General features: G+C 72.3%; 25 protein-coding genes, 1 pseudogene and 1 riboswitch. Of the genes and pseudogenes, 17 read left to right on the top strand and 9 right to left on the bottom strand.

Going from position 1 to position 25,399, the window contains the following annotated elements:
• A pseudogene (locus OM076_RS29780) lies at positions 1–1,188 on the top strand (hypothetical protein); the annotation flags it as partial.
• 29 nt (positions 1,189–1,217) lie between these two features.
• Here OM076_RS29780 and OM076_RS29785 read toward each other — a convergent pair.
• The gene (locus OM076_RS29785) at positions 1,218–1,445 is read right to left on the bottom strand and encodes a sulfurtransferase TusA family protein (RefSeq protein ID WP_270043772.1); all 228 of its coding nucleotides are present in this window, start codon (positions 1,443–1,445) and stop codon (positions 1,218–1,220) included.
• A 20-nt stretch (positions 1,446–1,465) separates the two neighbouring features.
• Between OM076_RS29785 and OM076_RS29790 the strand changes: the two genes are divergently transcribed.
• From OM076_RS29790 to OM076_RS29805, 4 genes are read left to right on the top strand one after another with little or no spacing between them, the layout of a single operon-like run.
• Positions 1,466–3,004 carry a Na+/H+ antiporter gene (locus OM076_RS29790; RefSeq protein ID WP_270043773.1) on the top strand — a complete coding sequence of 513 codons (1,539 nt, stop codon included), beginning with the start codon at positions 1,466–1,468 and terminating at the stop codon, positions 3,002–3,004.
• Positions 3,005–3,017: 13 nt separating this feature from the next.
• Positions 3,018–3,392, top strand: coding sequence for a hypothetical protein (locus OM076_RS29795; RefSeq protein WP_270043774.1), 375 nt, complete (start codon positions 3,018–3,020; stop codon positions 3,390–3,392).
• A complete protein-coding gene (locus OM076_RS29800) occupies positions 3,389–3,802 on the top strand; it encodes a hypothetical protein (protein ID WP_270043775.1) in 414 nt (137 codons plus the stop codon). Before OM076_RS29795 ends, OM076_RS29800 begins: the two co-directional genes overlap by 4 nt.
• Position 3,803: 1 nt before the next feature.
• Positions 3,804–4,337 (top strand): ankyrin repeat domain-containing protein, encoded by a 534-nt coding sequence (locus tag OM076_RS29805; RefSeq protein WP_270043776.1) that lies wholly within the window; start codon positions 3,804–3,806, stop codon positions 4,335–4,337.
• Here the strand turns inward: OM076_RS29805 and OM076_RS29810 are convergent.
• Positions 4,327–4,950: an LON peptidase substrate-binding domain-containing protein gene (locus tag OM076_RS29810; RefSeq protein ID WP_270043777.1), complete on the bottom strand. Its 624-nt coding sequence runs from the start codon at positions 4,948–4,950 to the stop codon at positions 4,327–4,329. The two genes, OM076_RS29805 and OM076_RS29810, sit on opposite strands and share 11 nt — an antisense overlap.
• A gap of 39 nt (positions 4,951–4,989) precedes the next feature.
• Here OM076_RS29810 and OM076_RS29815 point away from each other — a divergent pair, with 39 nt between their 5' ends.
• The gene (locus OM076_RS29815; protein ID WP_270043778.1) at positions 4,990–6,312 is read left to right on the top strand and encodes a cryptochrome/photolyase family protein; all 1,323 of its coding nucleotides are present in this window, start codon (positions 4,990–4,992) and stop codon (positions 6,310–6,312) included.
• Here OM076_RS29815 and OM076_RS29820 read toward each other — a convergent pair.
• Complete coding sequence (locus OM076_RS29820) at positions 6,309–6,668, bottom strand: hypothetical protein (protein ID WP_270043779.1); 360 nt, start codon at positions 6,666–6,668, stop codon at positions 6,309–6,311. The genes OM076_RS29815 and OM076_RS29820 overlap by 4 nt on opposite strands.
• Between OM076_RS29820 and OM076_RS29825 the strand changes: the two genes are divergently transcribed.
• The 4 genes from OM076_RS29825 to OM076_RS29840 all read left to right on the top strand — a co-directional run bounded on the left by OM076_RS29825 (position 6,657) and on the right by OM076_RS29840 (position 10,060).
• Positions 6,657–7,118 carry a DNA glycosylase family protein gene (locus OM076_RS29825; protein WP_270043780.1) on the top strand — a complete coding sequence of 154 codons (462 nt, stop codon included), beginning with the start codon at positions 6,657–6,659 and terminating at the stop codon, positions 7,116–7,118. The two genes, OM076_RS29820 and OM076_RS29825, sit on opposite strands and share 12 nt — an antisense overlap.
• Complete coding sequence (locus OM076_RS29830) at positions 7,115–7,876, top strand: class I SAM-dependent methyltransferase (RefSeq protein WP_270043781.1); 762 nt, start codon at positions 7,115–7,117, stop codon at positions 7,874–7,876. Before OM076_RS29825 ends, OM076_RS29830 begins: the two co-directional genes overlap by 4 nt.
• Positions 7,873–9,189 (top strand): 1,4-alpha-glucan branching protein domain-containing protein, encoded by a 1,317-nt coding sequence (locus OM076_RS29835; protein WP_270043782.1) that lies wholly within the window; start codon positions 7,873–7,875, stop codon positions 9,187–9,189. Before OM076_RS29830 ends, OM076_RS29835 begins: the two co-directional genes overlap by 4 nt.
• Before the next feature lie 19 nt (positions 9,190–9,208).
• Positions 9,209–9,370: riboswitch (cyclic di-AMP (ydaO/yuaA leader) on the top strand.
• Positions 9,371–9,433: 63 nt separating this feature from the next.
• Complete coding sequence (locus tag OM076_RS29840) at positions 9,434–10,060, top strand: transglycosylase family protein (protein ID WP_270043783.1); 627 nt, start codon at positions 9,434–9,436, stop codon at positions 10,058–10,060.
• Between the two features lie 10 nt (positions 10,061–10,070).
• Here the strand turns inward: OM076_RS29840 and OM076_RS29845 are convergent, their stop codons facing one another.
• Positions 10,071–10,694: an acyltransferase gene (locus OM076_RS29845; RefSeq protein WP_270043784.1), complete on the bottom strand. Its 624-nt coding sequence runs from the start codon at positions 10,692–10,694 to the stop codon at positions 10,071–10,073.
• A 78-nt stretch (positions 10,695–10,772) separates the two neighbouring features.
• On the opposite strand from OM076_RS29845, the gene meaB reads away from it, so the two are divergent.
• Both meaB and OM076_RS29855 read left to right on the top strand, forming a co-directional pair.
• Entirely contained in the window at positions 10,773–11,747 is a 975-nt protein-coding gene (gene meaB / locus OM076_RS29850) for a methylmalonyl Co-A mutase-associated GTPase MeaB (RefSeq protein WP_270043785.1), read from the top strand.
• A gap of 53 nt (positions 11,748–11,800) precedes the next feature.
• Positions 11,801–13,234: an Ig-like domain-containing protein gene (locus OM076_RS29855; RefSeq protein WP_270043786.1), complete on the top strand. Its 1,434-nt coding sequence runs from the start codon at positions 11,801–11,803 to the stop codon at positions 13,232–13,234.
• Here OM076_RS29855 and OM076_RS29860 read toward each other — a convergent pair.
• Both OM076_RS29860 and OM076_RS29865 read right to left on the bottom strand, forming a co-directional pair.
• A complete protein-coding gene (locus OM076_RS29860) occupies positions 13,218–14,603 on the bottom strand; it encodes a pyridoxal phosphate-dependent decarboxylase family protein (protein ID WP_270043787.1) in 1,386 nt (461 codons plus the stop codon). The two genes, OM076_RS29855 and OM076_RS29860, sit on opposite strands and share 17 nt — an antisense overlap.
• The gene (locus OM076_RS29865; protein ID WP_270043788.1) at positions 14,603–16,000 is read right to left on the bottom strand and encodes a hypothetical protein; all 1,398 of its coding nucleotides are present in this window, start codon (positions 15,998–16,000) and stop codon (positions 14,603–14,605) included. Before OM076_RS29865 ends, OM076_RS29860 begins: the two co-directional genes overlap by 1 nt.
• 102 nt (positions 16,001–16,102) lie before the next feature.
• On the opposite strand from OM076_RS29865, the gene OM076_RS29870 reads away from it, so the two are divergent.
• Entirely contained in the window at positions 16,103–17,905 is a 1,803-nt protein-coding gene (locus OM076_RS29870) for a methyl-accepting chemotaxis protein (protein ID WP_270043789.1), read from the top strand.
• Between the two features lie 121 nt (positions 17,906–18,026).
• Here the strand turns inward: OM076_RS29870 and OM076_RS29875 are convergent, their stop codons facing one another.
• A complete protein-coding gene (locus tag OM076_RS29875) occupies positions 18,027–19,469 on the bottom strand; it encodes a leucyl aminopeptidase family protein (protein WP_270043790.1) in 1,443 nt (480 codons plus the stop codon).
• A gap of 27 nt (positions 19,470–19,496) precedes the next feature.
• On the opposite strand from OM076_RS29875, the gene OM076_RS29880 reads away from it, so the two are divergent.
• From OM076_RS29880 to OM076_RS29895, 4 genes are read left to right on the top strand one after another with little or no spacing between them, the layout of a single operon-like run.
• The gene (locus OM076_RS29880) at positions 19,497–20,669 is read left to right on the top strand and encodes an acetyl-CoA C-acetyltransferase (RefSeq protein ID WP_270043791.1); all 1,173 of its coding nucleotides are present in this window, start codon (positions 19,497–19,499) and stop codon (positions 20,667–20,669) included.
• A gap of 7 nt (positions 20,670–20,676) precedes the next feature.
• Positions 20,677–21,477: an HAD family hydrolase gene (locus OM076_RS29885; protein WP_270043792.1), complete on the top strand. Its 801-nt coding sequence runs from the start codon at positions 20,677–20,679 to the stop codon at positions 21,475–21,477.
• Entirely contained in the window at positions 21,474–22,598 is a 1,125-nt protein-coding gene (locus OM076_RS29890; protein WP_270043793.1) for an acyl-CoA dehydrogenase family protein, read from the top strand. Before OM076_RS29885 ends, OM076_RS29890 begins: the two co-directional genes overlap by 4 nt.
• Before the next feature lie 48 nt (positions 22,599–22,646).
• Complete coding sequence (locus OM076_RS29895) at positions 22,647–24,356, top strand: sensor histidine kinase (RefSeq protein WP_270043794.1); 1,710 nt, start codon at positions 22,647–22,649, stop codon at positions 24,354–24,356.
• Here OM076_RS29895 and OM076_RS29900 read toward each other — a convergent pair.
• Positions 24,328–24,990: a response regulator transcription factor gene (locus tag OM076_RS29900; RefSeq protein WP_270043795.1), complete on the bottom strand. Its 663-nt coding sequence runs from the start codon at positions 24,988–24,990 to the stop codon at positions 24,328–24,330. The two genes, OM076_RS29895 and OM076_RS29900, sit on opposite strands and share 29 nt — an antisense overlap.
• The gene (locus tag OM076_RS29905; protein WP_270043796.1) at positions 24,987–25,331 is read right to left on the bottom strand and encodes a response regulator; all 345 of its coding nucleotides are present in this window, start codon (positions 25,329–25,331) and stop codon (positions 24,987–24,989) included. Before OM076_RS29905 ends, OM076_RS29900 begins: the two co-directional genes overlap by 4 nt.
• Between the last annotated feature and the right edge of the window lie 68 nt (positions 25,332–25,399).

Genomic DNA, 25,399 nt, shown 5'->3' on the forward strand with positions numbered 1-25,399 from the left:
GACCCCGCGCCGACGCTTCCGGCCCGCGCGCCTGCGCCCGCCGCGGCCGGGGCCGCCCGCGCCCGTGTCGCCGACGTCGCCTCGGACGACGCACCCACCCGCCCGCGCGTCGCCGCGGCGACCGTCGCCGCCTCACCCGCCTGGCTCGCCTCGCTCGCCTTCACCGCCGCGGCCTTCACGGCGGTGTTGTTCCTGCTCGTGATCGAGCTTGTCGCCGGGTTCGCGATCTCGCCGGGGCGGGCCGCGCTCGGCGTGACGGTCCTGCCGCTGGCGGCGGTCGCCGCCGCCGCGATCCCCGGCGAGGTCCGGGCGCGGGCGCTCGCCGGGGCGGTCCTCATCGCGGGCGGCGCGGCCGCGCTCGCGTTCCTGCCCGCTCCGACGATCGCGTGGACGATCGTCCCGCAACTCCTCGCGGGCGGGGGGATGGGGCTCGCGCTGCCGGCGTTCTCGACCGAGCGCAACGTCGACGAGGCCGCGCGGAACCTCGTCGCGCGCCACGTCGGGATCGTCGTCGTGCTCGCGATCCTCGCGCCGGTCGCCACCGCAAAGCTGCACACGGGCACCGACCGCGCTGTGTTGCAGGGCGCGTCGCTCGTGCTCGACTCGCAGATCGACCCGCTCCAGAAGCTCAAGCTGGCGCCCGCGCTGCTCGACGACGTCGACATCGAGAACCCGCGACAGGGTCTCAAGAACGCGATCGAGCGCCACCGCGGGGAGTTCGCCGACGACGCCGGCGTCTACGACCGGCTCGCCGGGCGCCTCGACGACGTCGTGGTCGTCGCCATCCAGGACGCGTTTCGCACGGCGTACCTGATCGCCGCGGCGCTCGCGGTCCTCGCGGCCGCGCTGCTCGCGGCCGCGTATCGCAAGCCCGCGGTGTGGCTCGCGACCGCCGCCGCGGCGGGCACGTTCGTCGTCTACGCGGTCGAGCACTCGAGCGAGGCGCCGGCGCCTGTGGTCCTCGCGGACCCGTGCCAAGAGCGCGACATCCCCGACGCCGGCGGCTTGGCCGGCGCGCTGCAGACCGAGGCGCTCAAGCTGCTCGACCAGGCCGCGTGCCAGACGCACACCTCACGCGAGGAGTTCGCGCTCGCGCTCTTTGACCCCAAACGCGCGAAACAGTTCGAGAAGGACCACGGGATCGACCCGCGCAGCGCGAGCGGCCTCCTCTCACTGCTCGGCGGTTAGCGCCACCTCTCGCGCCTCCACGAGAGCGTTCAGAGGTTCTGGACGGGTCCGAGCACGAACCGCCACCCGTCCTCCACCCGCTCAGCGACAAACGACCGCGACACGTCGCTCGCCAGCGCCGCGAGGTCGATCGGCGCCTCCGGGTCCGTCGCGAGCACCACGAGCGACTCGGAAGGGCCAAGAGCGGCCAGCGCGACGCGCGCCCGGACGAGCGGAAGCGGGCAGCGCAGCCCGCGGGCGTCGACTAATTCAGACACAGGCGGGATAGATGATGCCCGTGGCCGACATCGAGCTCTTCGTCTTCCTGCTGTTCGCCGTCGCGGTCCTCGCGGGCCTCGGCCTGCGCAGCGGCGTCCCGTACCCGGTCGCGCTCGTGCTCGGCGGACTGGTGATCGGGTTCGTTCCCGGGCTCCCGTCGCCCGAGCTCGACCCCGACGTCGTGTTCTTCGTCTTCCTCCCGCCGCTGCTCTACGCCGCCTCGATCACGGTCTCCGCGCACGAGATCCGCGCCAACTGGGCGCCGATCACGCTGCTGGCCGTCGGGCTCGTGCTGGTCACGATCGTCGCCGTCGCGGCGGTCGCCAACGCGGTGCTGGGGATCCCGTGGGCGGCGGCGTTCGTGCTCGGCGCGGTGCTCGGCCCGACGGACCCGGTGTCCGCCGCCGCGGTGCTCGACCGCCTCGGCGTCACCGGGCGCACGAAGACGATCCTCGAGGGCGAGTCGCTGGTCAACGACGGCACCGCGCTGACGGCGTACAAGATCGCGATCGGCGCGGTCGGCGGGAGCGTGGGCAGCGCGTTGGGCGTCGGCGGGCAGTTCGTGGCGGTGGCCGCGGGCGGGATCGCGATCGGGATCGCCGCCGGCTGGGTCTTCGGTCACCTGCGGCGGATCGTCACCGACCCGTCGCTGGACGTCACGCTGTCGGTGATCACGCCGTTCGTCGCCTACATCCCCGCCGAGGAGGTGGGCGCCTCGGGCGTGCTGGCCACCGTCGCCGCCGGCCTGTTCATCGGCACCCGCTCGCTGGACATCATCGAGCCGAGCACGCGCCTGCGCACGCTCGCGTTCTGGGAGAGCGCCGCGTTCCTGCTCGACGGGCTGCTGTTCCTGCTGATCGGCGTGCAGGTGCCGACGATCCTGGAGCGCATCGAGGACGCGGCCGCGCTCACGCTGATCGCCTACGCCGCGCTGATCTTCGCCGTCGTCATGGGCATGCGGTTCCTGTGGATGCTGATCGTGCCCTCCGTTCTGCCGTCGAACACCTCCAAAGCGGAGCGGATCGCGATCGCGTGGAGCGGCATGCGTGGTGGCGTCTCCCTGGCCGCGGCGCTCGCGATCCCGACCGCCGCCTTCCCCGATCGCGATCTCGTGATCTTCGTCGCCTACGCCGTGATCGTGCTGACGCTGGTGCTTCCGGGGCTGACGCTCGCGCCGCTCGTCAGAAGGCTGGGCCTGGTGGAGAGCGAGGAGCACCGGCGCGAGGCCGCCAAGGCGCGGCTGCGGATCACCGAGGCCGGGCTCGAGCGCCTCGACGAGCTCGCCGACGACGCGCCCGAGCACGTCGTGCAACGGATGCGCGACCGCTACGGCTCGCGGGTGGAGCGCCTGGAGGCGAAGGTCGAGGGCGACCACGACGAGGGCGGCCAGAGCGACGTCGCCTACGCCGGGCGCCTGTTGGCCGAGATGATCGACGCCGAGCGCGACGTGCTCAAGGCGATGCGCACCGAGCGCGCCTTCGACGCCGAGACGCTGAAGGCGATCGAGCACGAGCTCGACCTGGATGAGAGCCGCCTCCGCGCGCGAATCCAGCTCTGACACGATGGAGGGCGTGCTCGCCGCCATCCTCGAGTCCGGAGACCCGGAACGCCTCTACACCGGCCTGTCGCTGCTCGTCTCCGCCGCGTCGGCGGGGGAGGAGGCGCGCGGGCTCGCGACGTTCGGCGCCTTGGGCGCCCTGCTGGACCCCGAGCTCGAGGCCCGGGCGCGCGCCGCGACCCACGTCGTCGACGCCGAGCGCGACGCCTTCGCCCGCACGCTGATCGAGCTGCGCGCGGCCGCCGAGGAGCTGCCCAACTGCCGGATCTGGGCGTGCGCCGCGGCGGTGCAGACGACGGGCGCGACGCTCACCGACCGCCTCGAAGGCGTGCTCTCGACCCCGAGCTTCCTGCGCGAAGTGGCCGGCGCCCAGCTCGTCGTCGTATGAAGCGCAAGCTTGCCGCGCTCAGCTCAGCAGCGCTCGTGATCGTCGCCGCCGGCTGCGGCGGCCCCGCCGGCGACCTGTTCGAGGTCACCCGCTCCGGCGCGGACCGCAACGCCAACATCACGCTCGTCGTCTCCGACGACGGGTTCGTCACCTGCGACGGCGTCAAGAAGGAGCTCCCGCCGACCCTGCTGCTGCGCGCCCGCCAGCTCGCGCGCGATCTCTCCCCGCAGGCCGAGCTGAACCTCACGCTGCCCGCGGGTCCGAACAGCGTGCTGAGCTACAAGGCGCGGATGGCCGCCGGCGACATCGCCTTCGCCGACACCTCGCGCCCGCTGCCCGCATCATTCACCCGGCTCACCGCCTACACCTCCGACGTCGCCAAGCAGGTCTGCGGGAAATCGAGGAGCTGACATGGACATCACCGCCGCCATCGCGTCCGACGAGCTGCCGGAGCTCCTGCGCGACCACCCGGAGCTGATCACGGCGACGGACGAGCACGGCGTGTCGGCGCTGCTGCTCACGCTCTATCACCGCAAGCCGGACGCTCGCGCCGCGCTGTTGGCCGCCGGTGCGCCGGTCGGCCCGCTCGAGGCGGCTGCGCTGGGCGACGTCGCGGCGCTCGAAGGCGCCGATCTGAGCGTGCGGGGAGGGGACGGCTTCACGCCGCTGCACCTCGCGGCGTTCTTCGGCGGGGCCGAGGCGGTGCGCGCGATCCTCGCGACCGGCGCCAACCCCGACGCCGACAACGAGAACACGTTCAAGGTCCACCCGATCCATTCCGCCGTGGCGGTCGGCGATCACGCGTCCGTGCGCGCGCTGCTGGAGGCGGGCGCCGATCCCAACCTCGAGCAGGAGGGCGGCTACACGCCGCTCAAAGCCGCCATTCACCACGAGGACGCGGAGATGGAGGCGCTGCTGCGCGAGTTCGGCGCCGTCAGCCCGTGAAGTGGACTTTGCCGTTCGAGCGCGCGCGGGCCTCGGCGCGGTCGACGAAGTCCAGGCGCTTGATCGCCGCGCGGCAGAGCCGGGCGACGAGCTTCATGCGCGCGCTCTCCGAGCGAAGGTCGAGCAGGCCCTGCTTGGCGTCGAGCCCGAACTCGACGGTCGCCGCCATCTCATAGGCCGACATCGCCTCGATCTCGCCGGGCTCGGGCGCCTTGTCCGTCGCCTGCTCGACGAGGTCGGCGTAGGCGATGTGCGCTCCCGCTGCCGCCTGGGGGTCGACGTCCTCGAAGCGGTCGTCGAGGAACTCGATGGTGCCGGCCGGGTACGGCAGGTCGTCCTGGCGGTTGTCGATGCGGAACACGCGCGTCCCGCGGGCGACGAGGTTGATCCGGCCGTCCGGCAGCCGCTCCAGCACCTCGGCGATCTCGCACGCGCAGCCGATCGGGCGCAGACCGTCGTCCGCCATCCAGACGATCCCGAACTCGGAGCCCTCCTCGAGGCAGCGCCCGATCATCTCCTTGTAGCGCTCCTCGAAGATGTGCAGCGGCACGAGCTCTGAAGGCAGCGCGACGAGGCCGAGCGGGAAGAGTGGGAAGTCGTGGACCAGCGGCACGGTCGATCCAGAATACGGCTCGCCCCGTACTTGGGATCGATGCCCTCGACCGCCCTCGTCTGGTTCCGGCGTGACCTGCGCGTCCACGATCACCCGCCGCTGCGCGCGGCCCTCGACGCGCACGACCTCGTTGTGCCGGTCTTCGTCCTCGACGACCGCTTGCTGCTCGGCCGCCACGCGTCGGGCAGCCGGACGCGGTTCATGCTCGAGTGCCTCACGGACCTTCGCGCCGCGCTGCGACAGCGCGGCGGCGACCTCGTCATCGCCCGCGGGACGCCGGAGCAGGAACTGCGCAAGCTGGCGTCACAGTGCGACGCGACCGCGGTCTACTTCGCCTCCGACGCCTCGCCGTTCGCGATGCGCCGCGACCAGCGGGTCGAGGCGGCGCTGCGCGAGGTGGGCGTCGAGCCTCGCCGCACGCCGGGCAACTTCGTCGCCGACATCGGCAAGCCGAAGCCGTACGCGGTCTTCACCCCGTTCTGGCGCGCGTGGAAGGAGCTGCCGCGGCGGGAGCTCCACGGCGCGCCGCGGGTCGTCCCGATCCCCGCGCAGTTGCGGGCGGGTGAGCTCCCGGACCTGAAACTCCAAGACCTCGTCCCCGACCCGCTCAAGGGCGGCGAGACCGAGGGCCGCAAGCGCATGCACGCCTGGCTGCGCGACGGCATCGACACCTACGCGCAACACCACGACCGGGTCTCCGGCGGCACGAGCATGCTCTCGCCCTACCTGCACTTCGGCTGCATCTCGGCAAGGGAGCTGGAAGCGAAGGCCGGACGACACGACGCCTACACCCGCCAGCTCGCCTGGCGCGATTTCTACGCCCACGTCCTCCTCCACAACCCCGGCAATGCGCGGCACGCCTATCGCAAGGAGCTCGACGACATCGAGTGGGACGGCAGCGACGAGCACTTCGACGCCTGGCGCGAAGGCCGCACCGGCTATCCGATCGTCGACGCGGGCATGCGTGAGCTGAAGGCCACCGGGTGGATGCACAACCGCGCCCGCCTGATCACCGCGTGCTTTCTCGTCAAGGACCTGCACATCGACTGGCGGCAGGGCGAGCGCCACTTCATGCAGCTCCTGCTCGACGGCGACGAGGCCAACAACAACGGCAACTGGCAGTGGATCTCCTCGGTGGGCGTCGACCCCGCGCCGGTCACCCGCCGCCTCTACAACCCGATGCTCCAGCAGGAGCGTCACGACCCCGAGGGCACGTACGTACGCCGGTGGGTCCCGGAGCTCTCCGACGTTCCACTCAACCAGCTCGCGAAGCCCTGGGAAGCGGGCCACGAGGCCCCGATCGTCGACCATGCCGTCGAGCGCCGCCGCACGCTCGACGCATACGCCGCGGCACGCTCCTAAGCTCCCGAAGCATCACCGCCTTCACGCTCGAACCCAAGGGCCCGTTCACGCTCGCCTCCGCCGCCCGCTTCGTCGCAGGCTGGCCGCCCGGCAAGGCCCAGATCGGGGACGATGAGCTCCGGCTGCATTTCCTCGTCGACGACTGGAGCGGACCCGCGCGGGTCGTTTTCACCCAGGACGGCGACACGGTCCACGGCACCGTCGAAGCCGGCAATGAGGCGCGCGCGATCGAGCAGGCCGCGCGGATCGTCTCGCTCGACCACGACGGCACCGCGTATCCGGAGGTCGGTGAGCGCGATCCGATCGCGGGCGAGCTGCAGCGCGCCAGCGGGTACCTGCGGCCGGTGCTCTTCCACTCGCCCTACGAGGCCGCGGCGTGGTCGGTGATCTCCGCCCGCGCCGGCCACGCCCAGGCCGTGAAGCTGCGCGACGCGCTCGGCGAGACGTTCCCGCCGCCGCACGAACTGCTTCAGCTCCAGGAGCTGCAAGGTCTGCCCGCGAACAAGATCCCGCGCCTGCACGGCATCGCCCAGGCGGCGCTCGAGGGCAAGCTCGATCGGGAGCCGCTGCTCGCCAAGGACCCCGACGTCGCCTACACCGAGCTGCAGGAGCTGCCGGGCATCGGGCCCTTCTACGCAGGCCTGATCCTGATCCGCGCCGTCGGCACCACCGACGTCGCGCCCAAGGGCGAGCCGCGGCTCGAGAACGCCGTCCAGGCGCGCTACGGCCGGCCGATCGGTGAAGTCGCCGAGATCTGGCGGCCCTTCCGGACGTGGATTTCGGTACTGATGCGAGCCAACGCATGACCGATCAGCTCTATGTCCAGCGCGACCAGCCGCCCGGCGTCGCCCCACTGCACCTCACGGGCGAGCGGACGCTGCCCGACGTCCCCGAAGAGAACTACTGGTATCAGCGCCACCTCGTGGTCTACGAGTGGATCGCGCAGCGCGTCCACGGGCGCAAGGTCGTCGACCTCGCGTGCGGCGAGGGCTACGGGTCCGCCGTGCTGGCGCGGACCGCGGCGTCGGTGATCGGCGTCGACGCCAACCCCGAGGCCTTCGAGCACGCCCGCGCGAAGTACACGCAGGTCGCCTTCGAGCGCAACATGATCGAGCTCTGGCAGGGCGACGTCGACTGCGTCGTGTTCCTGCAGACGATCGAGCACATCCAGGACCCGGACGCGATGCTCGCCCACGTCCGCGAGCTGATCGAGCCCGGCGGCGTCGCCTACGTCTCCACCCCCAACGTGCTCACGCTCGCCCCCAAGGGCGCCGAGCGCTCCGGCAACCCGTGGCACGTGCGCGAGTACAAGCCGGGCGAGTACCGCGAGCTGTGCGAGCGCCACTTCGGCCAGGTCGACCTGCTCGGCCTCTTCCACGCGCGCAAGCTGCGCGCCCACCAGGTCGCGATCGAGCACTTCGGCTGGGACCGCGTGCACAAGGGCCTGCGGTTCACGAAGCCGTTCTATGACCGCTTCACGCCCGCGATCAGCGCGCGCGACTTCACGCTGCGCCGGGTCGGCCTGGAGCGCAGCCTCGACCTGCTCGCCGTCCTGCGCCCGTGAACCGTCTCAGCATCGTCCTGCACACCCACATGCCCTATGTGGAGGGCTTCGGGACGTGGCCGTTCGGCGAGGAATGGCTGTGGGAGGCGATCGCGACCAGCTATCTCCCGCTGCTGGACGTCCTCGACGCGCATCCCGGCAAGGTGACGCTGTCGATCACGCCGGTGCTCGCCGACCAGCTGGAGGCGCCGGGCGCGCTGGAGCGCTGCCTGACCTTCCTGCGCGAGATCCGGCCCGCGTCGCACGGCCTTGACGCCGTCGATCACCCGCAGCTGGCGGCGCAGATCGCCTACTCGGCCGCGCACTACGAGTCGGCGGTGGAGTCGCTGGAGCGCCGCGGCGACCTGCTCGCGGTCTTCGCCCCGCACGTCAGCTGGACGAGCGCCGCGACCCACGCCGTGCTCCCGCTGCTGGCGACCGACGCCGGCGTGCGGCTGCAGCTGGAGACGGGAATCGCGTCGCACCGGCGTCGCTTCGGCACGTGGGACGGCGGCTTCTGGCTGCCCGAGTGCGCGCACGCGCCGTGGCTCGACGGCCTGCTCGAGGAGGCGGGCGTGCACCTGACGTGCGTCGACTGGAGCGCGTCGCTGCAGGCCGGTCCGTACACCACCGAGGCGGGGATCTTCCTCGTCGCGCTCGACCGCGCCGGCATCGATCGCGTGTGGGATGCGCGCGGGTACCCGTCGCACGGCGACTACCGCGACTCGCACCGCTTGACCGAGCGCGCCCACGCGCTGTGGGCCAACGACGGGCAGCCGTACGACCCGGAGCGCGGCGCCGCGCGCGCCCGTGCGGACGCTGAGGCGTTCGTCGCGAGCTTCGACGGGCCGGCCGTCGTCGCCTTCGACACCGAGCTCTTCGGCCACCACTGGCACGAGGGCGTGACGTTCCTGCAGCGGGTGCTCGAGCTCGCCGACGTCGCGCCGGTGGGCATCGATCACGCCTCCGACGGACCGGGCGAGATCGCCCCGTCCAGCTGGGGCGCGGGGCGCGACCTGCGGACGTGGAGCCGGGGCGAGCTGGCCTGGACCCAGCGCAGCGCCGAACTCGCCGCGCTGGGCGCCGATCCGTCGGACCGCGCGCTGCGCGAACTGCTCGCGCTGCAGAGCTCCGACTGGGCGTTCCTGATCGACAGCGCGACCGCGGGCGACTACCCGCGCGAGCGAGCTGAAGCGCATTATCAAAACGTCTTTGCGGCACTTGCCGGAGAAAGTTCCGACGAACTGCGCAATCTGGCGCCTGAGCTGGCGAAATGGGCCTTCGTGCAGCCCTGTGTTCAAGCATCACGCAGAACCGGCCGATCATTTTCATAAGCGCCGTGTAAGGTGGGCGCCGTCATAAGAGCCGAGTTCCGTCTGGTCTGTCCGGACGGGAGCGGGGGAACCGATGGAGCCTTGGTCAGGCTCCCGGGGCGAATCGCCGTCATGACGACGGCGTAGCGCAGGTCTACGCGCGAGCCCGTCAGCTAACCCCGTAGGCGGATTGAGACCAAGGGAGTTACCTGACGTGTCGCAAGTCGAGCTTTTGTTCTTACCTCACGTACGCCGCGCGGCGGCGGTGGCGCTGACGGTCGTCGCACTGCTGGCCGTCGCGACGACCGCGTCCGCCGCCGACGGCGCGAACGCGAGTGGGGGAACGACGGCGGCCACCAGCCAGCCGAAGCCCAAGAAGGTCACCACCAAGCAGATCCAGAAGGCGCTCGGGATCAAGGCTGACGGTGTGATGGGCCCGAAGACCAAGAAGGCCATCAAGCGCTTCCAGAAGGCGCACGGCCTCAAGGCCGACGGCGTCGCCGGCCCGGCCACGCTGCAGGCCCTCGGCCTCGGCAGCGCGCCGCAGAACAGCACGCTGAACGCCGCCACCCCCGCCAGCAACGACGACGTCGCGGCCGTGATGGCCAAGATCGCCCAGTGCGAGTCCGGCGGCAACCCGGCCGCGATCTCCCCGAGCGGCGAGTACCGCGGCAAGTACCAGTTCTCGCAGGCGACGTGGGAGTCCCTGGGCGGCACCGGCGATCCCGCCGAGGCCGACGAGAACGTCCAGGACATGTTCGCCGCGGGCCTCTACAACCAGCGCGGCCTCGCGCCGTGGCCGGCCTGCTCCGCGCAGGTCCAGGCCGAGCTGGACGCGGACGCGGCTGCGCCGGCCGCAGCGGGCACCACCACCCCGCCCGCCGGCTCCTAGCCCCTCAGCCTCACTGCCACCGGAGGGTCTCCGGCTCGTCGCGCATCCGCAGCACGCGAGCCGGGGTCCCGCCGGCGACCGCATTGGCCGGCACGTCCTTCGTCACGACGGTGTTGGTGCCGATGACCGCGTTGTCGCCCACCGTGGCGCCGCGGAGGATGCACGCGCCGTAGCCGATCCAGCAGTTGGAGCCGACGCGGACGTCGCGCTTGTAGATGCCCTGGTGGCGGATCGGGCGCTCGACCTCGACGACGCCGTGGTCGAAGTCGATCAGCATCACGCGGTCGGCGATCACGCACTCGCGGCCGATCGAGACGTGCTGGAAGGCCGAGATCGTGCACTCCTGCCCGAGGACGGTCTTCGCGCCGATCTCGCACTCGCCCTCGTGGACGCGGATCTTGGTGCCGTGTCCTAGCCAGGACCAGCGGCCGAGCCGCAGGACGGCGTCGCGGCCGATCTCGAGCTTGACGTCAGGCGCGATGAAGCACAGGCCGTCGGTCTGCAGCCGTTTGCCCCAGCGGAGCTTGAGGAACACCCAGCGCGCGATCAGCCGCGCGTAGTTGCGGTTCAGCATGCCGTGGCTGTGCATGAAGCGCGCGAGCGCCAGCGGACCACCGTGGAGCGGGGCGGGCACGCCATGGACGTCTGGCGCGGCAGCGGGTCTGGACGAAACCGTCGCCATCGGCCGTCCAGACTATCCTCCGGCGCCCTGATGGCGGACTCGCTGGCTGACCGACTCCTGCGCGGTGACAAGCGCGCGCTGGCACGTGGCATCTCGCTCGTGGAGGACGACGATCCCGCCGGGTGGGAGCTCGTCCGCGCGATCTACCCGCACACCGGGAACGCGTCGATCGTGGGCTTCACCGGCCCGCCCGGTGCGGGCAAGTCCACGCTGATCGGCGCGCTGATCAAGCACCAGCGAACGCTGGACCGCCAGATCGCCGTGCTCTCGATCGACCCGTCCTCGCCGTTCCGCGGCGGCGCCCTGCTGGGCGACCGCATCCGCCTCACCGAGCACTTCCTGGACCCGGGCGTCTTCATCCGCTCGATGGCGACGCGCGGCGCGCTCGGCGGCCTCGCCGAGGCGGCCTTGCAGACCGCGCTGCTGATGGACGCCGCGGGCAAGGACGACGTCTACCTCGAGACGGTGGGCGTGGGGCAGGCGGAGGTCGACGTGATCGACCACGCCGACTCGGTCGTGCTCGTCCTGATCCCCGGCTCCGGCGACTCGATCCAGGCGCTGAAGGCGGGCGTGATGGAGATCCCCGACATCATCGTCGTCAACAAGTCCGATCACCCGCTGACCGACACGATGGTCCGCGAGATCCGCGGTGTCCTGTCGCTGGCGCCGCACGAGGGCTGGCGCCCGCCGATCATCAAGACCGAGGCCACGCGCGGCGAGGGCGTCGAGGTGCTCGCGGAGAAGCTGGCCGAGCACCGCGCCCACGTCGAGGCCGAGGGGACGCTGTCCGAGCGCCGGCGCCGCAACCTGATGAACGAGGTGCTCGGGATCGCCACCGTGCGACTGCGCAAGGCGCTGGAGGCGACGCTGCGCGACGACCCCGAGGTGCAGGAGTTGCTGGACGAGGTCGTGGCCCGCCGGCTGGACCCGGCGAGCGCCGCGAGCACGATCCTCGCGCGCGGGGCGATCGACCCCAGTGAGGCCGCCCGTCCCGACGCCGGGTGAGCCGTTCGTCCAGTTGGCGTTACAAACGCCGGATCGCCCCATAGAGTCGCGCCATGCGGAGGTCGTTCCGTGCATTGGCGTGCGCCGCGTGTCTGTTCGCGGCGTGGTTCGTTCCTGCCTCCGCGCAGGCGGCGAACGGCCAGCTGGCCGCGGTCGTCGACGGGCGCCTGATGGCGTTCAACGCCGACGGGAGCGGCCTGCGCATGCTGCCGGTTCCGGACGCGGGACAGATCACCGAGCTGGCGTTCTCGCCCGGTGGCAACCGGCTCGCGTTCGTGAAGGCGGGTGGGATCGGGGTGCTCGAGCTCACCACCGGTCGCATCCTCGGAGTGACCGCCGGCGCGACCGACGCGAACCCCGCCTGGGCGAGTGACGGCGGCGCGATCGCCTTCCGGCGGGGCGTGTTGACCTACCGCGTCGCGCCGACCCCGGGCGCCGCGCTCGACCCGTTCCTGGTCGACCTGCTCGCCGGGACCACGGACATCGCCTGGGCTCCCGGCCTGGCGGCCTTCGCGCCGGTCGTGGCGGGGCTGCTGGTCCTGCCGGGAGTGAGCCTCGACCTGCCGCCCGCCGTGAGGGGCGTCCCGGCGTGGGCGCCGGACAACAGCGCGGTCGCCTTCGCGCGCGACGGCGGCCTGTCGTCGATCCCGACCGCCGGTGGTGCCGTCAAGCCCCTGGTCGAAGGTCCCGCGGCAGCGCCGCGCTGGTCGCCCGACGCGACCGCGCTCGTCTACGCCGCGGGCGCGGAGGTGCGGATCGCCGCCGCCACGGGCGGTACGCCGCGGACGGTCGTGACGGGCGCCGAGCGCGTCGGCCCCGTCGACTGGCAGCCGTGTGTGGCCGTGACCGCGAGCTGCGAGTCGGTCGCCGCGCCGCGCTGCAGCGCGACCTCGGCCACGGCGACGACGCAGTCCGACCAGCCGGTCGACCTTCCGCCCCCGCCGTGCACCGATCCCGCGGGCCGTAGGCTCGACCTCGTCGTCGCCAAGGAGCCGGAGCACGGCACGCTCACGGACCTGCACTACACGCCGGCGGCGGGCTATTCGGGGCAGGACACGGTCGCCTACCGCGTCAGCAATGGGGTCGTGGAATCCGAGACCTATCGCGTGACGATCTTCGTCGTGCCGCGCCCGGTGGCTCCGGCGCCGCTGGTCGGCGTGCGGCCGCCGGTGCTCGTCCAGGGCGCGCCGTTCCTCAGCGCACGCGCGACCCCGCGGCTGGACCGCAAGCGCACCGCCCTCGTCAAGCTCGCCTGCGACCAGGACTGCTCGCTCGCGGTGCATCTCACCGCGAAGCTGCGTTCCAAGCGGATGTTCACGGGGCCGCAGGTCAAGCGCTCGCTCGTCGCCTCTCGCGTGTTGACGTTGCGGCTGCGACTGCCGTCCAAGCCGCGCGGGAAGATCAAGACCGTGTGGGTCGTCGGGCGGGTGCGCAACGCGGCGGGTGACGTCCGCAACGTGCGGCTGCCGGTCAGCCTGCCGCGCTGACGATCTCGTCCAGCAGCGCGTCGATGTCCGCCCGCGTCGTGTGCGGGTTCAGCAGCGTCAGCTTCAGGCTGACCTCGCCCTTGATGCGGGTGCGGCCGATCACGGCGCGCCCGGACGCGAAGAGCTCGCGGTGGATGCGGATGTTCGTCTCGTCGTCGCCCGCGTGGCGGAACGCGACCATGACGGTTGAAGGCGTGGTGAGCAGCTGGAGCTGCGGGCGCTGGGCGATCGCCTCGCCGGCGTACCGGGCGAGCGTGAGGACTTCGTCGATCATCTCGGCGAGCCGCCGGCGGCCGGTGGCCCGCAGTGCGATCAGCACCTTCAGCGCGTCGAAGCGGCGCGACGTGTCGAGGCTGCGGCCGACGAGGTTGAGCTGGCCCTCGGCCTCATCCTCGGGGCGGTTGAGATAGACGCTGGCGTGATGGACCGCCTTGAGGACGTCGACGTCCGGGACCAGTAGGGCACTGGCGCTGAACGGCTGCCACCACAGCTTGTGGAGGTCGGCCGTGACGCTGTTGGCGCGCTCGATGCCCTTCAGGCGCGGCTTCTGGCGCGGGCTGAGGACCAGACCGGACCCGACCGCGGCGTCGACGTGAAACCAGGCGCCGCGCCGTTCCGCCCGGTCCGCGAGCGCGTCCAGCGGGTCGATCGCGCCGAGGTCGGTCGTTCCGGCGGTGCCGACGATCGCGATCACGTGCCGGCCGGCGGTGGCGGCGTCGAAGGCGTCCAGCGACATCGCGCCGGTGGCGTCGGTCTCGACGCCGATCACCGCTTCGGTGCCGAGCCCGAGCAGCGCGGCGCTGCGGCGGATGCTGTCGTGGCTCGCCTCGGACGCGACGATCCGCCAGTCGTTGGGCGGCAGGCCGTGGGCGCGCACGTTCTCGCCCGCCCGGTCGCGGGCCAGCAGCAGCCCGAGCAGGTTCGAGGCGGTTCCGCCCATCGTCATCACGCCCGAGCCGGCGTCGCCGAGCCCGTGCTCGCGCGCGAGCCAGCGCACCAGCGCGTCCTCGACGAACGTCGCCGCGGGTGAGGCGTCGAACGCGTCCATCGACTGGTTGGTGAGGCCGACCGCGAGCTCGCCCGCGACGCTCGCGATCAGCGGGGCGGGATGCAGGTGGGCGACCGTGCGCGGGTCCCCGAGGCGCAGGCTGCCGTCCAGCACGTCTCGCAGGTCCTCGAGCACCTGCTCCAAGGGCGCGCCGTCGGGCGGGCACGGGTCGAGCCGGGCGGCGGTCGCGGCGAGCGCCTCGGTGGACAGCGGCGACCTCGGGCCGGGCACGCCGAGTGCGGCGACGAGCGCGTCCACGGTCACGCTGACGGCGTCGCGCAGCGCCGCGTGCGAAGCGGGATCGGAGGTGAGGAATTCCACTAGTGCATGGCCTTGGAGGTGCGCGAGGCGGCGGCGGCCTTGCGCCATTCGCCCGCTGCGCGGCGCTCACTCCACCACAGGAAGGCCACACCCGCCACCAGCAGGGCGCAGAGGGTGGCGGGCCAGTAGGCGGCGCCGGTGAAGTTCGGGAAGATGTTGACCGGCGGACCCCAGGGCGCGCTGGTGTGGACCTCGAGCCAGCCTTTGAGGTGGTCGCCGCGCAAGGCCAGGACCAGCCAGGTGCTCGCCCCGAGCGTGAAGAGCCCGAGCGCGCCCGCCACGGGGCGAGGGACGTGGCGCAGGCCCCACGCCGTCAGCGCGGCGAGCGCGGGCAGGGCGGCGACGGCCGAGACGCCCGGGAAGGACTCGCCGCGCAGGCCGCCGGTCGAGAGCAGCGCGCTGACCGCGAGCTGCGCGCCCGCGAGCGACAGCAGCAGGCCGGCGCACGCCTCGGCCTCCCGCCGCGCCGGCGCGACGCGCGCGAGCTGGTCGCGCCGCGAGCGGTACAGCAGCCAGGCGGCGTAGAAGACGAGCGCGAGCAGCGGCGCCCAGCGCAGCAGCCCGGCGTCGCGGTCCAGCCACAGGCCGGCCAGCCGCGGGAGGCGCTCGACGTAGCCGACCGGGAACTCCGGCGGGCCGGTGAGCCCCGCCGAACGCGGCGTCAGGCCACCGTAGAAGCGGTCGTTGATCGTCGCGTAGAAGACCAGCGAGGCCGCGAGTGCCTCCCCCGCCACGAGCGCGGCCATCCGCCGCCGCTCGCGCAGCGTCCAGACGACCAGCGCCCACGCGACGACCACGCCGGGCGCCACGAACGTCCAGCCCAGCCAGGGCAGGCCCGCGAGCAGCAGCGCGCCGCCGAAGACGTAGCGCAGCCGTGGTCGCTCCCGGACCGCCAGCGCGCACAGCGCGGCTCCGGAGAGCAGGACCGCCGCGGGCACGCCGGGAGTGACCGTCGTGGAGGCGGCGAGCGCGGGGGGAGAGAGGGCGACGAGCCCGACGCCCACCGTCGCGTACGGCTCGGGCACCAGCCGCCGCGCCAGCAGCGCGGCCAGCACGAACGCGAAGGCCAGCAGCGCGAGCATCTCGCCCTGTACCGCCCGCGGCCCGCCGATCGCGTACGCGGGGGCGATCAGCAGCGCGAAACCGACGCCGTGGGGTTCCATCAACCGTCCGGCGACGACCTGCCCATCGGTCTTCAGTTCGTGCGGGTACCAGCTCGCGTAGGCCCGCTCCGCGTACTCGTCGGTTAGGTCGACGTCCCGATCGCTCACGATCGACTCGGCGGCCAGCAGATGGTGCGGCTCGGCGCCCGCGTAGTCCATCCCGGGTTGGGCGGGAATACCGAGCGTTGCGGCGTAGACGGCAACGAGGAGGATCCAGAGTCCGGCGAGCCTCACGGCCACCCATGATGGCGGCGCGCTCGGCCGAAGCTCCCGCTTTTCTTCAGGAAACTCGCATCGCTCAACTCGTCGTCGGGTCATGCCGATGACCACGCCACCATGCGCACCCCCCTCCGCCTCAGGCTCGGCGCCAAGCTCGGACTCGCGTTCGCCGGCGTCCTCGTCGTCATGCTCGCCTCCTTGGTCATCGTCCTGCACAAGTCCTCGCAGGCCAGCGGCGCGTACGAGCGCGCGATCGGGTGGAAGACAGCGCTCGAGGGTGCTGCCGACCAGGCCGACGGGACACGGCAGCAGCAGGCTGCCCAGGCGCTGTACGTCGCCACCGGCGAGCTGCGCTACAAGCGTGAGTGGGAGGAGGGTGTGGCCGCGGGCGAGCGTGGCGGTGCGGCCGTGGAGAAGCTGCACGACCCGGTCGTGACCAAGCTCGCCGCAGGCGCGACCGCCGCTGACCACAACCACGACGAGACCGTCAACACCAAGCTCTTCCCGGCGATGGCGAGCGGCGACACCGCCGCCGCGCACGCCGCCCTCACTCTGGCCGACAAGTACGTCCGTGTCCCGTTGAAGGCGCAGGAGCAGATCCGCGCCTACGTCCAGAAGCGCCAGGACGCCGACATCGCCACCGCCAAGTCCGCCGCGGACGCCGCGCGGACCTTCGGCCTGATGGCCGGCCTGCTGGCGACGCTGTTCGCCGCCGGCATCGTCTTCCTCGTCAGCCGCGGCATCCGCCGCTCGGCCGCGCAGGTGCTCGACCGGCTGAACCTGCTCGAGAGCCACGATGCCGCGGAGCTCGAAGAGGGTCTGAACGCGGTCGCCGGTGGGGACCTGACGCGCGCCGTCCTGGCCGACACGCCCGCCATCGAGGCCCCCGGCGGGGACGAGATCGGCGACATCGCGCGCGCCACCAACGGCATCCGCGAGCGGCTGCACGTGTCCGTGGACTCGTACAACGACATGCGCGGCCGGCTGTCGGAGCTGATCGGCGAGGTCGCCGGCTCCTCGAACTCCGTCGCCGCCGCGTCGCGCCAGATGGCGACCACCTCGCAGGAGGCCGGCGCCGCGGTGGGCGAGATCGCCAACGCCGTGGGTGAGGTCGCGTCGGGCGCTGAGCGCCAGGCGCGCAGCGTCGAGGCCGTCCGCGACATCGCCTCCGAGGCGGCCGCGGTCGCCCGTGAGAGCGTGCTGCGTGCCCGCGAGGCCGCCCGCGCCGCCGACGCCGCCCGCGGGGTCGCCCGCGCCGGCGCCGTCACCGCTCAGGAGGCGTTCGACGCCATGACCGGCGTCCAGCGGTCCTCCAAGGACGTCACCAGCGCGATCCAGGATCTTGCGGTCCGCTCGGGCGAGATCGAGTCGATCGTCGAGACGATCGCCGCGCTCGCCGCGCAGACCAACCTGCTGGCATTGAATGCCGCCATCGAGGCCGCGCGGGCGGGCGAGCAGGGCCGAGGCTTTGCCGTTGTGGCGGAGGAAGTGCGCAAGCTGGCCGAGGGCTCCCAGGCCGCCGCCGGCTCGATCGCCGAGCTGATCGCCCAGATCCAGCAGGAGACCGCGCGCGTCGTCGGCGTCGTCGAAGGCGGGGCCGAGCGCACCGAGGCGGGTGCCCGCACGGTCGCCCAGGCCCGCGACGCCTTCGCCGACATCGAGGCCGCCGTCGTCGACGTCACCACCCGCGTGGAGGAAATCGCCGACGCCGTCGAGCGCATCTCCGACGGCACCGGCCGCATCCAGACCGACGTGGGTGAGGTCGCGGCCGTCGCCGAACAGTCCTCCGCCTCCGCCGAGCAGGTCACGGCCACCACCGAGGAGACCTCCGCCTCCACCCAGGAGATCGCGGCCTCCGCCCAAGAACTCGCCGCCACCGCCACCCGCCTCGACGGCCTCGTCGGCTCCTTCCGTTTCTAACGCCCACCTAAGGGGCCAGACCCCTTAGGTTCCCTTTAGGTCGCTTTCGACTTCGCGCGGCGGTTTCCCACCCGCCGCGCGAGCTAAAGCGGAGATAAGGGGCCAGACCCCTTAGGTGGGATTAATGTATGTCGGGGGAGGCCGGTTCGCCGTTCGCCAGCTCGACGAGGAGGCGGACGCCCCAGCCGGCGCCGCCCTTGGGGGTGTAGGGCTTGCCGTTGTCGTAGGCGCCGGCGGCGATGTCGATGTGTGCCCACGGGACGTCGCCGGCGAAGCGGTGCAGGAACTCGGCGGCGCTGGAGGCGCTGCCGCCGCGGTCGGTCGGGGAGTTGACGATGTCGGCGTAGCGGCCTTCGATCAGCTTCTCGTAGTCCGGGTGCAGCGGCATGCGCCAGACGGATTCGCCGGTGCGCTCGCCCGCGCGGGTGATCTCACCCGCCCAGCCGTCGTCGTTGGCGAACAGGCCCGCGTACGGCGTGCCGAGGGCGACGACGATCGCGCCGGTCAGCGTCGCGAGGTCGACCAGGCGCTCGGCGCCGAGGTCGATCGCGTGGGCGAGGCAGTCGGCGAGCACGAGCCGGCCTTCGGCGTCGGTGTTGTTGACCTCGATCGTCACGCCGGACTTCGCCCGCACGATGTCGCCGGGCTTGACGGCGTGGCCGGACGGGAGGTTCTCCGTCGCGCCGATCACACCCGCCACCCGCACCGGCAGCCCCAGCCGCGCGATCGCGCCGACGGCCTCAAGGACCGCCGCCCCGCCCGACATGTCGAACTTCATCTCATGCATCTTCGCCGCGGGCTTGATCGAGATGCCACCGGAGTCGAACGTCACCGCCTTGCCCACGAAGCCCAGCAGCGGGCCGGTCACGTCGGCGGGCTCGTAGCGGACCGTGATCAGGCGCGGCTCCACGTGGGAGCCCTGCGCCACGCACGCGAACGCGCCCATCCCCGCAGCGACGATCCCCTCGCGGTCGAGCACGTCGACACTGACGCCCTCCAGCTCCCGCGCCCGCGCCTCGAGCGCCTCCGGCGTGAGGTCGTTCGCCGGCCGGTTCTGGAGGTTGCGGGCGGAGTTCGTCGCCTCCGACAGGACCGCCGCCCGCGCCGCCGGCGCGGAGACGTCGTCGTGCGCGCTCAGGATCAGCGTGTCGAGCCCGGGCGAGTCGGAGGAGGTCTCGCTCTTGTACTCGCCGAACGCGTAGGCCGCCAGCAATGTGCCCTCGACCAGCGCGCCGACGTGCGCGTCGGTCACGTGGTGAGGGACCTCCCAGCACAGCACCCGCGTGCTCAGCTCCTTCGCGCGCCCCACCACGACCGCCGCGGCGACCCGCGCCCGCTCGGGATCGAAGTCCTTGCGCGCACCCAATCCGGCGACGATGTAGCGCCGCCCCTCGGCGTGCGTCACCGCCAGCTTGCGCAGGGCGCGCTTGGCCTCGCCGGAGTCCACCAGCGCCTGCAGCACGCCACCGTGGTCGTGCTTGATCCCCTCGTCCTCGAAGACCCCGACGACGATCGTGTCGGCACCGCTCGAAGGTGGGGCATCCGTGGTCGTTGCGACATCCATACGCGCGGACGTTAATAGACTCGACTCATGCCTCGAACCGTGATCCTGAGCAGCGCCCGCACGCCGATCGGCAAGCTGGGCGGGGGCCTCTCGACGCTCCCGGCCACGCATCTGGGCGGTGTGGCGATCCGCGAGGCGCTCCAGCGCGCCGATATCGCGCCCGAGCAGGTCGAGCACGTCGTGATGGGAACGGTGCTGCAGGCGGGGCAGGGGCAGATCCCGAGCCGGCAGGCGCAGATCAACGCCGGCATCCCGATCGAGGTCACCTCTGAGACGATCAACAAGGTCTGCGCCTCGAGCGTGCGCGCGGTCGGGATGATCGATCAGGCCGTTCGGGCGGGTGACCTGGAAGTCGCGGTCGGCGGCGGGATGGAGTCGATGTCGCAGGCGCCCTACCTGCTCCCCGGCGCGCGCCAGGGCTTCCGGATGGGCGACGTCAAGGCGCTCGACGCGATGATCGAGGACGGCCTGCGCAACCCGTTCAGCGGCCGTCAGATGTTCGACGAGGCGACCGAGATCGGCGACGAGCTCGAGATCACCCGCGCCGACCTCGACAAGTGGGCGCTGCGCTCGCACGACCGCGCGATCGCCGCCACCGACGAGGGTCGCCTCGCCGACGAGATCGTCTCCGTCACCATCAGCGGTCGCAAGGGCGACACGGTGGTCGAGGTCGACGAGGCGCCGCGACGCGGCTCGAGCCTCGAGGCGCTGGCCAAGCTCCCCGGCCTGGTCAAGAACGGCTCCCACACCGCGGGCAACTCCCCGGGCGTCAACGACGGCGCGGGCGCGCTGGTGCTGGCCAGCGAGGACTGGGCCGAGCGCAACGGCAAGGACATCCTCGGCACGATCATCGCCCAGGCGGCCGTCGCCGACGAGTTCGCCTGGCTCGCCCGCACGCCCGCCAACGCCGCCAAGAAGGCGCTCGACAAGGCGGGGCTGCAGCCGGGGGACATCGATCTGTGGGAGATCAACGAGGCCTTCGCGTCCGTCGCCCTGAACTCCACCCGCATGCTCGGCATCGACGAGGAACGGGTGAACGTCAACGGCGGCGCGGTCGCGCTCGGGCACCCGATCGGCGCCTCCGGCGCCCGCATCATCGGCTCGCTCGTGCTGGAGCTGCGCCGGCGCGGCGGCGGCTACGGCTGCGTCGCGATCTGCTCCGGCGGTGGCCAGGGCGACGCCGTCATCGTGCACGTCTGAGCTGCGCTTGACCGAGCGCCCGCACATCCTTCCCCCGCCTCCGGGCGGGGGCGCGATCAAACGCGAAGGAGAGAACGGGGCCGCGTTCTTCGACCTCGACCGCACGCTGATCGCGGGCTCGTCGTCGTTCCAGTTCGGCCGCGCGGCGTACAAGGCGGGGATGCTCTCGCGCCGCGACATCGCCCGCGACGCCTACGAGAACATCGTCTTCCGGCTGAGAGGCTCCACCGACGCGGGCACTGACGCGATCCGCGCGCGGGTGTCGGAGATGCTCGAGGGGGCGAAGGTGCGCGATCTGCAGCGGCTCTCCGGAAGCGTGCTCGCAGGGGTGCTCCCGCGGCTGTACCCGCGGATGCTCGAGCTCGCCTACGAGCATCAGGACGAGGGCCGGCCGATCTTCATCTGCACCGCCGCCGCCCAGGAGATGGCCGAGCTGATGGCGATCGTGCTCACCTTCGACGGCGCCGTGGGCAGCGTCGCCGAGGTGATCGACGGCGTCTACACCGGTCGTGAAGGCGGGCCGTTCAACTACCGCGAGGGCAAGGCGCAGGCGATCCGCGACCTGGCCGTGCGCGAGGGCATCGACCTCGAAGCGTCCTACGCCTACAGCGACTCCGAGTCCGACCTGCCGATGCTGCGGCTCGTCGGGCATCCTGTCGCGGTCAATCCGGACAAGGAACTGGCGCGCGTGGCGCGCGCGGAGGGGTGGGAGATCATGCGCTTCGAGCGGCTCGGGCGGAAGATTCGGGTGGCTGCTGCGGCGGCGCTCGTGGGCGGGTTCGCGGTGCAGCGCGCGGTGCGCACGTGAGCGTCCACGAGCTGACCGACGACCAGCGTGAGATCCGCGACCTGACGCGGCGGTTCGCCGACGAGAAGATCGCGCCGTTCGCCTCGCAGTGGGATCGCGACCATCACTTCCCGCGTGAGCTGTTCGGCGAGCTCGGTGAGCTGGGGCTGATGGGGGTGTGCGTGCCGGAGGAGCACGGCGGCGCGGGGGCCGACTTCCTCGCCTACATGCTCGTGCTGGAGGAACTCTCGCGCGCCGACGCGGGTGTGGGCGTGACCGTCGCCGTGCACACGAGCGCGGGCACGCTGCCGATCCTCAACCACGGTTCCGCGGAGCAGATCGAGGCGCACGTCCCGAGGCTGGCGAGCGGCGAGGAGTTGTCCGCGTTCGCGCTCACCGAGTCGGGGTCGGGAAGTGACGCCGGCGCGATGCGGACCCGGGTGTCGGATGACCGGATCACCGGCGCCAAGCAGTGGATCACCAACGGCTCGTTCGCCTCGACGTTCATCGTCTTCGCCAAGGAACGCGACAAGCCGAGCGCCTTCCTGGTCCGCGCCGGCGCCGCCGGCTTCGCCGTGACCCGCGAGGAAGAGAAGATGGGGCTCAATTCGAGCTCCACCGCCGACCTCGCCTTCGAGGACACGCCCGCCGAACGGTTGGGCGAGTCCGGCAACGGCATGCGGGTCGCGTTGCGCACGCTCGACGGCGGCCGGATCGGCATCGCCGCGCAGGCGGTGGGCATCGCCCAGGCCGCGCTCGACCTCGCGACCGGGTACGCCAAGGAGCGCAACGCGTTCGGCGGCCCGATCGCCCGCTTCCAGGCGATCCAGCACAAGCTCGCCGACATGCAGACCGAGGTCGAGGCCGCAAGAGCCCTCGTCTGGCGCGCCGCCCGCCTGAAGGAAGGCGGGAAGCCCCACAGCGTCGAGGGCGCGCAGGCCAAGCTCTTCGCCTCCGGCGTCGCCCGCCGCCAGACCGGCGAGGCGATCCAGATCCTCGGCGGCTACGGCTACACCAAGGAGTTCCCGGCCGAGCGCTACTACCGCGACGCCAAGGTCACCGAGATCTATGAGGGAACGAGCGAGATCCAGAAGCTCGTGATCGCCCGCGCCCTGCTGGGCGAGGCGATGCGCGGCGGATAGGGCTTTTGACGCTCATGAAGTAAGCCCGGCCCCGTAGGCTCGGCGGCGATGCGTCTGACGATCGCCGCCGCCTGCGTGACGACGTTCGCCATCGGGACCGTGATCCTCGTGGCGACGCCGGGCTTCGACCGCCTGCCGCCGGGTGGGCGCGCGGTCCCGTACCTCGGCATCGCGCTGGCGTGGGGGTTCGTCGCGGTCGGCTCCTTCGCCTGGCTGCGCCGCCCCGACAATCGCACGGGCGCGCTGATGACGATCGTCGGCGTCGGCGTCGCCTTGACGGGCTTCTCGCTCTTCGACGTACCAGTGCTGTGGGCGATCGGCGCGACGGCGGACACGGTGATCATCTCGCTGCTGATCCACCTGCTGCTCGCGTTCCCGTCCGGCCGGCTCGAGACGCGCGGCGCGCGCATCGTGGCGGCGCTCGGCTACGTCGCGGGCGTGCTGCAGCCGGTGCTCGTCCTGTTCAGCACCTGCGGGTCTGACCTGGGCGACGACTGCCCGAGCAATCCGATCCTGATCAGCGACGACCGGTCGATCGCGAGCGTGATCGAGACCGTCCAGGGCGTGTTCGCCGTGGTCGCGGTGACGCTGACGGTCGTCCTCTTGCTCCGCCGCTGGCGCGCGTCCAACCACGCCCAACGCCGCGGGCTGGAGCCGGTGCTGCTGCTCGGGGCGGTGATCATGGTCCTCGGCCTGGCGACCGCCGCGACCCAGTCCGCCGGTGCCGGCGAGATGGCCGCGCAGATCGCGTTCATCGCCGCGTTCGCGCTGCTCCCGGCGGCGTTCCTGCTCGGTCTGGTGCGCACCCGCTTCTTCCGCACCGCGACCGTCGGCCGGTTGATCGAGCAGCTCGCGCGCGACCGCGACCTGCGCGATGCACTCGCCGACGCGCTCGGCGATCCGACGCTCGAGGTCGCCTACTGGCTGCCCGAGCGCGGGTACGTCGATCGTGCCGGGCATCCGATCGAGGCCGGCGAGCGCGAACTGACGGAGATCGATCACGAGGGGCGGCGCGTCGGCGCGCTCCTGCACGCGCGGGTCTTGTCGGAGACGCCCGAGCTGGTGGTCGAGGCGAGCGCCGCCGCCGTGCTGGCGCTGGAGAACGCGCGGCTGGAGGTCGAGCTGCGGGCGCAGGTCGAGGCGTTGCGCGCTTCGCGCGCGCGGCTGGTGGAAGCGGGCGACGCGGAGCGCCGGCGACTGGGGCGCGATCTGCACGACGGCGCGCAGCAGCGCCTCGTGGCGCTGATGATCGAGCTGCAGCTCGCGCGCGAACGGCTTCCCGCCGACGCGGACGGGGCGCTGGAGCTGGTCGAGAGCGCGTTCGCCAACGCCCAGGCGGCGGTCGGCGAGTTGCGCGACCTCGCCTCCGGCATCCATCCCGCGGTGCTCTCCCAACGGGGGCTCGACGCGGCGCTGGAGTCCCTGGCCAGCCGGGCGCCGGTGCCGGTCGAGCTGGACAGCGCGCTGGCGGAGCGGCTCCCGAGTGCGGTCGAGACCGCGGCCTACTTCGTCGTCGCGGAGGCGCTGACGAACGTGGCGAAGTACGCGGGGGCGACGTACGCGCGGGTGGAGGTGCGGCGCGAGAACGGCTGCGCCGTGGTGGACGTGCGCGACGACGGCGTGGGTGGCGCGAACGCCGCGGGCGGGAGCGGACTGCGCGGTCTCGGGGATCGCGTCGGCGCGCTCGACGGGACGCTCGAGGTGGAGTCCCCGCGCGGCGCGGGGACGCTCATCCGCGCCCGGATCCCCCTCGGATGAACTGGAGCACCGCGAGCACGCGGCGGTGGTCCTCGGCGCCGCCGCCGACGCCGAGCTTGGTGAAGATCGCGGTCACGTGCTTCTCGACGGCGTGCGGGGTGACGACCATCGCCTCGGCGATGCCCTTGTTCGAGCGCCCTTCGGCCATCAGCTCGAGCACCTCGCGCTCGCGCGGGGTGAGGCCGTCGAGCGGGTCGTCGCGGCGGCGGCGGCCGAACATGTGGGCGACGACGGTCGGGTCGAGCACCGATCCGCCGGCGGCGACGCGCTTGACGGCGTCCGCGAAGAGCTTGAAGTCGGTCACGCGGTCCTTGAGCAGGTAGCCGACGCCCTCGGCGTCGTCGCCGATCAGGTCGACCGCGTAGCGCTCTTCGGCGTACTGGCTGAGGACGAGGACGCCGATGCCGGGGTGGGCGGCGCGGATCTCCATCGCCGCTCGCAGGCCGTCGTCGGTGTTGTCGGGCGGCATCTGGACGTCGACGATCGCGACGTCGGGCTTGTGGGCGGCGACCTTGCGCAACAGGTCGGGTGCATCCGCGGCCTCGGCGACGACCTCGAAGCCCGCGTCGGCGAGGAGGCGAACGATCCCCTGGCGCAGCAGCGCCTGGTCCTCGGCGATGACGACCCGGGTCATGGCGCGCCGAGCAGTTCGACGAGGCGGGGTGAGGCCAGCTCGGCCTTCGGGACGAAGCCCTTCGCCCCCGACGCCTCGACGTCGCCCACGGCGGATGCGTCGAGCGTCGAGACGAGCACGACCACCGCGCCGTTGAACCGCCCCGCCGAGCGCACGCCGTCCCCGTCGGGGAGGTTGACGTCCAGCAGCACACAGTCCGGGTGCAGTTCGGCCGCCGCGGCGAGACCGGAAGCGACGTCGCCCGCCATCCCCACGACCTCGTATCCGCGGGCCTGCAGCAGCATCCGCGCAGACATGCGAAACGCGGTGGAGTCGTCGACGATGAGGACGGTGCGGGCCATGCTCACAACCTAAAGGGGACAGTCCCCTTTAGGTAGGGGGTTTACCGGAGGTCGGTGCCGGTTTCCCG

Source organism: Solirubrobacter ginsenosidimutans, from assembly GCF_027587205.1.